At 70.7% G+C, this 11149-nt stretch carries 4 protein-coding genes; all 4 read right to left on the bottom strand.

Features of this window, described 5'->3' with window-relative positions:
- A partial coding sequence (locus tag NIE79_RS32045) for a type I polyketide synthase (protein ID WP_274524927.1) occupies positions 1-7038 on the bottom strand: 7038 nt, incomplete at its 3' end.
- A gap of 423 nt (positions 7039-7461) precedes the next feature.
- On the bottom strand, positions 7462-8904 hold the full coding sequence (gene desII / locus NIE79_RS32040; RefSeq protein ID WP_238682121.1) for a dTDP-4-amino-4,6-dideoxy-D-glucose ammonia-lyase: 1443 nt from the start codon (positions 8902-8904) through the stop codon (positions 7462-7464).
- A 46-nt stretch (positions 8905-8950) separates the two neighbouring features.
- Positions 8951-10144 (bottom strand): dTDP-4-dehydro-6-deoxyglucose aminotransferase, encoded by a 1194-nt coding sequence (locus NIE79_RS32035; protein WP_238682120.1) that lies wholly within the window; start codon positions 10142-10144, stop codon positions 8951-8953.
- On the bottom strand, positions 10141-11148 hold the full coding sequence (locus NIE79_RS32030; RefSeq protein ID WP_238682119.1) for a Gfo/Idh/MocA family protein: 1008 nt from the start codon (positions 11146-11148) through the stop codon (positions 10141-10143). The genes NIE79_RS32035 and NIE79_RS32030 overlap by 4 nt, the downstream gene beginning before the upstream one ends.
- Position 11149 lies beyond the last annotated feature (1 nt).

Below are 11149 nucleotides of genomic sequence, written 5' to 3'. Positions count from 1 at the left end.
AAACGCCGCCGACTCCGGCGCGATCACCTGAAGAATGTACTCAGCCAACTCACCAGGCGTCGGATAATCGAACGCCAACGTAGTCGGCAAACTCAAACCGGTCACCCGGTGCAGGTGATGACGCAACTCCACCACTGTCAGCGAATCGAACCCGGCAGCCTTGAACGTCTGGCGCGGGCCGAGGGCATCCGCCGAGGGCAGGGCGAGAACGGCGGCCGCCGTCGAGCGGACCACCCGCAGTACCGCATCGTAGTGCTCGCCGTCCGGCAGCACGGCTAGCTGATCCGCCAGTGACGCCCGGCCCGGCGTCGGCGACGGCGTCGGCGACTCGACCAGCCCGCGCAGGATGTCCGGCAGGGTGCCATTCCCGGCCTGCCGGGCAAGCTCGGCCGTGTCGGTCCTCCCGGCGACGACACACGCCTGGCCCGAGGTCATCGCTCGGTCCAGCAGGTCAAGGCCGACCGGGGTGGGCAGTACTGCGAATCCGGTACGGGCGATCGCCCGCGCCGACAGCGAGCCTGCCATGCCACCGTCCCACGCCCCCCACGCGATCGCCGTGGCGGGCTGACCGCGGTCGTGCCGCAGCCGGGCGAGAGCTTCGAGCGCGCTGTTGGCCGCCGCGTAATTCGCCTGGCCAGGCGAGCCGAGCGACGCGGCGATGGAGGAGAACAGCACGAGCGGCACGTCGCGGCACGCCTCGTGCAGATGCCACGCGGCGTCCACCTTCGCGGCAAGCACCGCGTGCAGCCGCTCCGAGGTCATCGCCTGCAACGGCGCGGGTTGCATGACACCGGCCGCGTGGATCACCGCGGTCAGCGGTGCGGGAAGGGCGTCCAACAGCGCCCGGACGGCGGACCGGTCGCCGATGTCACACGCCGCGATCTCCACCGTGGCGCCCAGCCCGACCAGCTCGTCGCGCAGTGCAGCGGCACCCGGCGCGTCCAGGCCCCGGCGGCTCGCCAACACCAGGCGGCTGACCCCGTGGCGGGTGACGAGGTGGCGGGCGACAAGCGCGCCGAGTGAGCCGGTACCGCCGGTGACCAGCACGGTGCCGGCCGGGTCGAGAACGGGAGCCGACCCTTGGCCTGGTGGCGTCACGGTCAGCCGGGCCACGTGGAAGGCGCCCCCGCGCAGCAGCACCCGGGGCAGCGCCGGCACGGCTTCGGGTACGACCTCGGCGTCCAGCAGCGACAACCGGCCCGGATGCTCGCTCTGCGCGGACGCGGCGAGTCCCCACACGGCCGCATGAGCCGGATTCGATCCGTGCGCACCGGTGGTATGCACAGTCAGGTGCGCGTCGGCGGTGCGCGGGTCCGCCAGCCAGGTGCGCAGTCCGGTCAGCGCGCGCTCGGCGAGGTCGTGCACGGACTGCGGGTCGTCACCTGTGACGGTCCAGACCGCGTGCGCCCCGGGTGCCACACCGGCCAGCAATGCGTCGATATCGGTGTCCGCGTGCGTCACGGTCCGCAATTCCGGTGCGGACACCGGGTTCCATGCAACGTGGTACAGCGGGGTGGCGGCGACCGGGGCCGCGGCGGACAGCCAGTAGCGCGACCGCTGGAACGGGTACGTGGGCAGCGCAACGACGCGTCCCGAGGTGCGCCAGTTCAGCTGGTGCCCGTTGACGTACAGGTGCGCCAGCGCGCGCAGCATCGCAAGGCGGTCGTCGTGGTCGCGGTGCAGCGTCGAGATCACCGCCGCGCCGGGCGGCAGGATGTCACGGAGCGACGGCGTCAGGGTCGGATGCGGCGACAGTTCGAGGTAGGTGTCGTAACCGTCGCGGCGCAACGCGCGGACGGCCGGGTCGAAGCGCACCGTGTGCCGCAGGTTGCGCCACCAGTAGTCGGCGGTGAGCGGTTCGGTCACCGGCTCCGCCGTCACCGTCGAGTACATCGGCGTGTGCGGGTCCGACGGCTCGACGGCGAGTGCTATCAATGCGGCGCGCAGCGGCTCCATCGCAGCCGAGTGGCTGGCGTAGTTCACCGGCAGGATCCGGGTCCGCACGCCCTGGTCCTTGAGCCGCGCCACGAGTTCCCTCACCGCGTCGACCTCGCCGGACACGACGGTGGTACCGGGATCATTGACCGCAGCGATCGCGACAGGGCCGAGGTGGGCGGAGAGGTCCTCGGCGCTCAGGCCGATGGTGGCCATCAGGCCGCTGCCCTGGAGTGTGGCAATGGCGTTGCCGCGGCCGGCGCTCAACGCGGCGGCGTTGGTCACTGTGAGCGCGCCCGCAATGTGCGCGGCGGCCAGTTCGCCCTGTGAATGCCCGACCACCGCGTCCGGGGTGATGCCGTGGTGGGCCAGCACCCGGGCCAGCCCGGCCATCACGGCCAGCAGCGCGGGCTGGGTGACCTCGACCCGGTCCATCGTCGGCGCGTCGCCGGTGTCGAGCACCAGATCGCGCAGCGACCAGTCGGTGTGCGGCGCGAGCGCCTCGGCTGTGGCGTCGATGTGTGCGGCGAAGACCGGTTCGGTCTCGTACAGCCGCCGGGCCATCGCCGGGTACTGCCGGCCCTGGCCGGGGAAGACGAACACCAGCCGGGGGTGCGCCGGCGCGCCGTCCGCCGGCCCCAGGACCGAATCGGGGTGCGGCAGGTCGTCGGCCAGGGCGCGCAGCGCGAGCAGGGCCCGCTCACGATCCTCGACCAGGACGACCGCGCGGTGCGGATGGTGCGCGCGGGTGGTGGCCAGCGAATGCGCCACATCGTGCACGTCGAGGGCCGGGTCGTCGGTAAGTCGCTCGATCAGAGCGCGCGCCTGATCCCGCAGCGCGCCGGGCGTCCGGGCGGACAGCGGCCAGGCGACTGGACCGGCCGGCCGCTCACCGGCCGGCTGGTCCGCCGCCGGTGCCGCCTGCTCGATGATCATGTGAACGTTGGTGCCGCTGATGCCGAAGGACGACACCGCTGCGCGGCGCGCCCGGCCGGTCTCCGGCCACGGCGTGTTCTCCGTCGTCAGCTCAACCTTGCCGGACTCCCAGTCCACGTGCGGGCTCGGGGCGTCCACGTGCAGCGTCGCCGGTACGACTCCGGCGGAGAGCGCCTGAACCATCTTGATCACGCCGCCGACGCCCGCGGCCGCCTGCGCGTGGCCGATGTTGGACTTGAGCGAGCCGAGCAGCAGCGGAATCGACCGGTTCCGGCCGTACGTGGCGAGCAGCGCCTGCGCCTCGATCGGATCGCCCAGCGTGGTGCCGGTGCCGTGCGCCTCCACCACGTCCACGTCCGCCGCGGTGAGGCCGGCCCGGCTCAGCGCCCGCTCGATGACCCGCTGCTGTGCGAGCCCGTTCGGCGCGGCGAGCCCGTTGGACGCGCCGTCGGAGTTGACCGCGGACCCCCGGATCACAGCGAGCACCGATCGACCGGCGGCCCGCGCGTCCGACAGCCGCTGGAGCACCACGAGACCGGCGCCCTCGGACCAGCCCGTGCCGTCGGCCGCCGCGGCGAAGGCCTTGCACCGCCCATCCGGTGCCAGACCGCGCTGCCGGCTGAACTCCTGGAACATGCCGGGAGTGGGCATCACCGCGGCCCCACCGGCCAACGCGAGGTCGCACTCGCCCTCGCGCAGCGCCTGTGCCGCGACGTGCAGGGCGGTCAGCGACGACGAGCAGGCGGTGTCGATGGTGAGCGCGGGCCCCTGCAACCCCAGCGTGTACGCGATCCGTCCGGAGGCGACGCTGGTCGTACCGCCGGTCAGCAGGAAACCGTCGTGCCCGCCCGGGTCCGGGGTGAGGCCGGTTCCGTAGTAGTCGTGGGTAACACCCGCGTAGACACCGGTCGGACTGCCGTGCAGGGAGGTGGGGTCGATCCCGGCGTTCTCCAGCGCCTCCCAGGCGATCTCCAGGAGCAGCCGCTGCTGCGGATCCATCGCGGTGGCCTCGCGTGGCGAGATGCCGAAGAACGCCGGATCGAACCGGTCGACGTCGTGCAGAAACCCACCGTGGCGGGTGTACGTGCTGCCGGCCCGTGCGCCGTCCGCGTCGTGCAGCGCGTCGAGATCCCAGCCGCGGTGGGTAGGGAATCCGGTGATCGCGTCCCGGTTCTCCAGCACCAGCCGCCACAGCAGGTCGGGCGAGGTCACGTCACCGGGATACCGGCACCCCATGCCGACGATCGCGATCGGCTCGTCCGGGTCCCGGGCCGGGCGGTCCGCCTCCCGGGCAGCGCTCGGCGCGACGCGCTGCCAGAGGTACGCGGCGACCGCATCCGGCGTCGGGTGGTCGAAGGCCAGGGTGGAGGGAAAGTCGAGTCCGCTGGCTTGACCGAGCCGGTCGCGCAGTTCGACGATCCCGAGCGAGTCCAGGCCGAGCCGGTGGAAGCTGCGCGTGGTGTCGACGTCCTGCTCCTCGTGGCCCAGCACCACGGCGACGCAGCGCCGGACCAGCGCGGCGGCCAGCGCGGGACTCCGCTGCCACGGTTCGCCGGCCGACTTCTCGGCCATCACCGGCTCGTCCATGACCGGGTACGGCCGGTGCCGGTCGCCGCCCAGCTTGTCCGTCTTCGCCGGCTCGTCGGTGATCCAGTACGGCCGGTGCTGGAACGCGTAGCCGGGAAGCCGGACCCGCTCGCCGGACGTGCGGAAGTCGACCGGGTGGCCCTGGACGTGAAGCTGGGCCAAAGCGTGGAAGAACTGCTCGCGGTCGCGGCGCAGCGTCGGTACCACGGCGGCGCGCCCGGCCAGCGTCTCGCTGATCGCCGGGGTCAGCGCCGGGTGCGGACTGATCTCGACGTACGTATGCGCGGAACCGAGTTCGGCGACGGCGTCGGCGAAGGTGACCGCGTGACGCATCTGGTATGCCCAGTAATCCGCGCTGACGTGCGGTACGCCCTCGTACTCGCAGGTCGGGGTGATCGGCACGGCGGGCGCGCGGTACGCCAGGGTGGCCGCGGCCGCGCGGAACTCGTCGATTATCGAGTCGAGCCGCGGCGAGTGGAACGCATGCGACACGCGCAACTCGCGTACCCGTACCCCCTCGGTGGTCAGCTCGGCGGACACCTCGGACACCGCAGCGGCGTCGCCGGAGATCACCGTCGCCGTCGGCGCGTTGACCGCGGCGACCACAACCCTGCCGCCGAACCGGGCCAGCCGGGGCTCCACCTCGGCCGTCGACAAGCCGACGGTCGCCATCGTGCCCGCGCCGGACGGTCCGGCGCCCATCAGCCGGGCGCGGGTCGCGACGAGCCCGGCAGCGTCGCTCAGCGACAGGATGCCGGCGGCGTGCGCAGCGGTGAGTTCGCCGATCGAGTGCCCGACCAGGTGGTGGGGCTCGATGTTGTGGTAGGCCAGGGTCTGGTGCAGCGCGGTCTGCACGGCGAACAGCGCGGGCTGGGTGTAGGTCGTGTCGTCCAGCAACTCGGCCGCGGCGGTGCCCGGTTCGGCCAGGACAACCTCCAGCAGCGGGCGCGGCAGGAGCCCGTCGAACGCGGCCGCGACAGCGTCAAGCGCGGCGCGGTACACCGGGTGCGTCGCGTACAGCGAACCGCCCATGCCCGGCGACTGCGCGCTCTGACCGCCGTAGGCGAAGACCAGGCTGCTTTCGCCCGCGACGCCCCTGACGACCGCCGGGTGCGGCCGGTCCTCGGCGATCGCGGCCAACGCGCCGCGCACGTCCGCCGGGTCGGCCGCGACCACGACAGCGCGATGTTCGTGGTGGGTTCGGGCCGTCGCCAGCACATGACCGATGTCGTACGGGTCGAGCTCCGGCTGCACGTCCAGATGGCGCAGCAGGGCAGCCGCCTGGTCGCGCACCGCCCCGGGGGTGCGACCGGACAGCGGCCACACCACGACGGCCGAGGTGCCTCCGGCGCGCGCTTGCCGGGGCGGCGCGGGTGCCAGCACGACGTGGCAATTCGTGCCGCCCATGCCGAACGAGCTGACCCCCGCCAGCGGCCGGTCCGCGGGCCATGTGCGCAGTCCGGTGTTCACCGCCAGACCGAGCGGGAATTCCGCGTGGGGTGTCTCGAAGTTCAGGCTCGCCGGCACCTCTCCCGCGCGCAGCGCCAGCAGGACTTTCAGCAGGCCGACGATGCCCGCCGCGCCTTCCAGGTGGCCCACGTTCGTCTTGACCGAGCCGACCAGCAGCGGCTCGGTGCCGGATCCCGCGAACGCCGCGGCCAGCGCGCCGGCCTCGATCGGGTCGCCGACCGGCGTGCCGGTGCCGTGCAACTCGACGTAGCCCACCTGATCGGCGGTGATCCCGGCCGCCACCTGCGCCGCCCGCACCACCCGTTCCTGCCCGGCCGCGCTCGGCACGGTCAGTCCGGTGCTGGTCCCGTCGTTGTTGACCGCGCTGCCCCGGATCACCCCGTACACCGGGTCGTCGTCGGCCAGCGCCTCGGCCAGCGGCTTCATCACCACGACCGCGCCGCCTTCGCCCCGCACGTACCCATTGGCCCGCGCGTCGAACGTGTAGCAGCGGCCGTCCGGCGACAGGCCGCCGAACGCGGCGGTGCGCTCGGTCGTCGCAGCCAGGATGTTGAGGTTGACACCGGCCGCGATGGCCAGCGTCGACTCACCGCTGCGCAGGCTCTCGCAAGCGAGATGGATGGCCACCAGCGAGGCCGACTGCCCGCTGTCGACGGTCATGCTGGGCCCGCGCAGATCCAGAAAGCGCGACACCCGGTTCGCGATCATGCTGCGCTGTGTGCCGGTCAGACCGTGCCGGTCGGTCGCGGCCACCAGTCCGTCGTAGTCCGACCACATCGCACCGGCGAACACGCCGGTGCGCGTACCCGCCAGCGTGGCGGGCACGATCCCGGCGTCCTCGATCGCCGTCCAGCACAGCTCGAGCATGAGCCGCTGCTGCGGGTCCATCGCCGCGGCCTCGCGCGGCGACACGTCGAAGAAGTCCGCGTCGAAGCCGGCGACATCATCGAGGAAGGCGCCGTGCGTGTCCTGGGCGCCCTCGGCCCAGCGTCCGGCAGGGACCTCCGTGACGGCCGAGCGGCCCTCCCGCAGCAGCTGCCAGAACGCGTCCGCGTCCGGGGCCTGTGGCATGCGGCACGCCACGCCGACAACAGCGAAGTCCCTGACCATCGAGCACCCCGTTCGTCCGATTCAGATGGAATGTCCCATTTGAATCGGCTAGATCGCGCGACCTGTTCAGCTACTTGGATGGCGTGGCCACGCGTCCGGCCAGCCACTCGGGCGGCCATACGCGAAGAAATTTACTCAGCCGAACCAGGAAAGTCTTCGCCCCGATTGCTGACCTCGGCGCCGCATTTCCCTGTCCGGCGCCAGGCCCGTCGAGCCGATGTGGACTTTGCCGCGCGCAGGCCAGCGGGGTGACACGTGCACCCGGCCGAACTGACGACCGCGCAGCCAGGCTCGTCGATCCCGGCCGCGAATCGGCCGGGATAGACACCCCGCACGCGTCACCGCTTGGCACCCAGCCACCGCCGCCAGACCCACCCGAGGATCGACAATGGCGACCGTCAGGAGAAGGCGGTTGTCATTTACTCACCGCAGGAAGCCACGGGCGGGGCCCCAGCCGTCGGCGAGATCGTCCTCCAACTGGTTGAGGCGCGCGGTGATCACCTGGTCGAAGCCGTCCAGGAAGTATTCGTCCCCACTTTGCGGAGCGACTTCCCGACGCTCACTCACGAACTCGTCCACCACCTGGTAGAGACTGCGGCCCGGGCCGACCCGCCCGGCGATGTAACGCGTGGCTCCCGGCAGGTCCGGGAAGCCGGCCTCGCGGTACAGGTAGACATCGCCGAGGAGGTCGAGCTGCACCGCCACCTGCGGATGTGCCCTCGGCCGCATCTGTTCCGTGGTGGTCCGCAGGAGATTCGCCTCCACCCCGCAGCGCATGCTGTTCAGCGCGTAACCGTAGTCCACGTCCAGCGTGGGCAGCCGGTCTCGGACTGCCTCCTCGAAGCCGGCCAAGGCGTCGCGGAGTTCCGATCGGTCCGAGCCGGAGAGCTGACCGTCGTCGCGACCGCTGTAATCCTGACGCAGATTCAGGAAGTCCAGTGGGCGATCGGGGTTTACAGCGCTCAGTTCCTCCATGTAGTCGACGAGGTCGAGCAGCCTGCGCGCCCGCCCCGGCAGGATGAGGTAGTTGAGTCCCAGCTTGACCGACCGGTCCTGCTCGGTCCGCAGCTTCATGAACCGCAACAGGTTCGCCTTGACCCGCCGGAACGACCCCTTCTTGCCAGTGGTCGCTTCGTACTCCTCGTCGTTGAGCCCGTACAGCGACGTCCGGACGCCATTCAGGTCCCAGAGACCGGGCTGACGGTTCAGCGTCTGCTCGGTCAGCGCGAACGAGTTGGTGTACATGGTGATTTTGAAGCCGCGCGCGGCGGCCCGGGCGACCAGCGTGCCGACCGCCGGGTTGGTCAGTGGCTCCAGCCCGCCGGACATGTACACGGCGAAGGGGTTGTCCGTGGGTACCTCGTCGATGACCGAGGCGAGCATGGCGTTGCCGCCCTCAAGGGTTGACATCTCGTATTTCGCACCGGTCACTCGCACACAGAAGTGGCAGCGGAACATGCAGCTGGGGCCAGGGTACAAACCGACCGAACTCGGGTAGACCGGCCGCCCTTCGAGAGCCGCGTCTAGCACACCCCTCGCTTCCAGCGGCAGCACTGTGTTCGTCCAGTACTTACCCGCCGGGGCCTGCCGCACGGCCTCCCGCAGCGCGGGCACCGCCCCGAAGGTCCGCAACAGCTCGGCGAACTCCGGCCGGGTCACACCCAGCTCACGTCGGGCCTCACGCAGCGTGGTGAACGGCGTGGTGCCGTACCGGCGGGCGAGCTGCACCAGGTGGTGGCTGCGCCGCTCCTCCCCTTCTGGAACGCTGCCGGTCAACAGCGATTTCAGTGCCGCGACCGAGTCCGACACGTCGGCACCGGGCCTCGTGCACTCGGCGACGGCCTTGCCTGCGGCGGAATCTGCCACGTACACCGGTATCCCCTGTTCTCTAACACGTACGTTCACTGGCTGGTCACGCGTCCTGCCGCCGGCGGGCGGTGATGTCCCTGCCGCGCTCGACGGCGATCCGGACGATGTTGCACACCCGGCGGATGTCCTCGCGCGACACCGTGGTGCCCGTCGGCATGGCGAGCACCCGAGCAGCTAGCCACTCGGTGTGCGGCAGACGAATCGGCCGCTGCGAACGGTAGGGCTCAAGCTCGTGGCACGCTGGTGAGAAATAGGGCTTCGCCTGCACCCGCTCGGCGTGCAGCAGCTCCATCAGCAGGTCTCGGCTGATGCCGGTGACCTCCCTGTCCACCTCGATGACGATGTAGTGGTAGTTGTTGCGCTCCTCCGGGTCGAACTCGATGACCCGGACACCGGCCACGCCGGCCAGCTCGGAACGGTAGAGCTCGTAGTTGCCCTGGTTGTGCCGGGTGTACTTCGGGAAAGAGTCCAGGGACGTCAGCCCCATGGCCGCGGCGGCCTCGTTGAACTTGCCGTTGGTGCCTCCGGCCGCGTTGAACCCCTCCATTCCGATGCCGAAGTTGTGCAGGGATCGGATCCGCTGCGCCAGCTCGTCGTCGTCGGTGACGATCGCACCACCCTCGAAGGCGTTGACGACCTTGGTGGCGTGGAAGGAGAACACCTCCGCATCGCCGAACCCGCCGATCGGCCGACCTTTGGAGCTGCAACCCAGGGCGTGTGCGGCATCGAAGAACAGGCGCAACCCTCGGGCCGCTGCCAGTTTCTCCAACTCGTCAACGGCACAGGGCCGGCCCCAGAGGTGGACCCCGAAGATCGCCGACGTCCGCTCGGTGATGCTCGCCTCGACGGCGCTGACGTCCACCCCGCCGTAACGGGGGTCGATGTCGCAGAACACCGGCGTCAGCCCGAGCCAGCGCACCGAGTGCGGCGTGGCGGCGAAGGTCATCGAAGGCATGATCACCTCGCCGGTCAGCTCCGCGGCGTGCACCAGCAGTTGCAGCGCCACGGTGGCGTTGCAGGTGGCCACGCAGTTGCGAACGCCGGACAGCTCGGCGACCCGATCCTCGAACTCCCGTGCGAGTGGCCCACCGTTGGTGAGCCACTGGTTGTCGAGTGTCCAGTTCAGACGGTCGAAGAGCCGATCCCGATCGACGATGTTCGGATGACCGACGTACAGCGGATGCAGGAACGCGGGTCGGCCCCCGAAAATGGCGAAGTCCTCGATGTCTCGCTTCATGTCGTTCCCTCTCCAGCGGCGCTCGGCCTGACACGCGACGACAGCTCGTCCAGCAAACCCGCCTGCTGCACGACCTGCTCCATTGACATCGGTGGAGCACCGGCGCGGACGGCGGCGACAAATGCTCTGAGCAGGTTCGTCACCTGGTCGTCCGGGGTCAGCACCCGTAGCTCCTCGCTGCCGGTGCGATTCGCGACCCGCAGGAGAGGAGGGTGGTCGGCCGCAGGGGTGAACGCCCGTTCCAAGCTGATTCGTCCGTCGCTGCCGACGATCTGATAGCAATTCCGGTACGAGTGGTCGATGCCATAGCTCAGCTGCACCGAGACGTCCGGATGCGCACGCAGCATCGCGACCCCACCCATGTCGAGCTCTCCCGTCGCCGGCGTCCGCACCGCGGCCACGACCTCAAGCGCACCCAGGTGGTAGAGGGCTGCCCGAACCGGGTATATCCCCAGCTCACGCAGAGCCCCTCCGCCGAGTTCCGGCCGGAACCGGATGCCGCCGTCCGCCAGCCGGGGGATGAGGAACGACGCCTCGAACAGCCGCGGTTCGCCGATCGCTCCCTCCTCGACCAACCGGCGTACCGCGTTGTGCTGGCTGTGATGGACGAACATGACGTTCTCCATCAACGCCAGGCCGCCGGCCCGCGCGAGCGCGAGCAATTCCTCGGTCCGGCGTCGGCTCGTTGCCATCGGCTTCTCGGCCAGGACGTGTTTGCCTGCCCGCAGCGCGGCCTCGACCCATTCCTCGTGCAGGGCGATCGGCAGGGGAATGTAGACCGCGTCCACATCGTCGCGCTCCAGTAGCTGCCCGTACCCGGTCACCGCCGAACAACCGAAGTCATCGGCGACGGCGACCGCCTTGGCCGGGATGCGGCTGGCGACCGCGGTCAGCGCCACGTCCGCCAGCCGAGCCACGGCGGGCAGGACGCGACGCAGAGCGATGTCGGCGCAGCCCAGGACACCAAGCCGGATCGCCGTCCCGTTCATGGTCGCGATCCGCATG

The organism is Micromonospora trifolii (assembly GCF_022229005.1).
Lineage (GTDB): Bacteria > Actinomycetota > Actinomycetes > Mycobacteriales > Micromonosporaceae > Micromonospora > Micromonospora trifolii.
The sequence above is the reverse complement of the archived record's forward strand: the minus strand, read 5'-3'. Positions and strand labels throughout refer to the sequence as shown.